The organism is Pseudomonas sp. K5002, from assembly GCF_013386655.1.
In the GTDB taxonomy this organism is placed as follows: Bacteria; Pseudomonadota; Gammaproteobacteria; order Pseudomonadales; family Pseudomonadaceae; genus Aquipseudomonas.
The window spans coordinates 1-407 of sequence record NZ_JACARK010001517.1 but is presented as its reverse complement, the minus strand read 5'-3'; the positions used below and the strand labels follow the sequence as shown (position 1 = coordinate 407).

Sequence of the window (407 nt, the reverse complement as noted above, 5' to 3'; positions counted from 1 at the left end):
TGCCCGCGTTCCAGCGCGGCCGCACACACCGCGCCGGTCACCCTGCTGGCGGTAAGTCCCGGCCACTACGACCTCTATTTTCGCGACGCAGGCCTGCCCGGTTTCGGCCGCCTGCACGCGCGCACTCTTTCTATTGAAGCGGCGGGCGCCTTGTTGCGCGCTCACCCACGGAGCAACACCGATGATTGATTACATCCGCGACGGTCAGGAGATCTATCGCAACTCCTTCGCGATCATTCGCGCAGAAGCCCGGCTTGATCGCATCCCTGCCGACCTGGAAAAACTCGCGGTGCGGGTGATTCATGCCTGCGGCATGGTCGACGCCATCGACGGCCTGCAATTTTCCGAAGGTGCCGGCAAGGCCGGGCGCGAAGCCCTGGCCGCTGGCGCGCCGATCCTGTGTGATG

The 407-nt window shown here is 65.1% G+C and carries 1 protein-coding gene and 1 pseudogene; both read left to right on the top strand.

Translation table 11 applies throughout. From position 1 onward, the window contains the following. Nucleotides 1–189, top strand: a pseudogene (locus HX846_RS37625) (precorrin-3B synthase); the annotation flags it as partial. Next, nucleotides 182–407: precorrin-8X methylmutase (locus tag HX846_RS37620; protein WP_178967512.1), on the top strand; the 226-nt coding region annotated here is incomplete at its 3' end. The pseudogene HX846_RS37625 and the gene HX846_RS37620, both read left to right, overlap by 8 nt.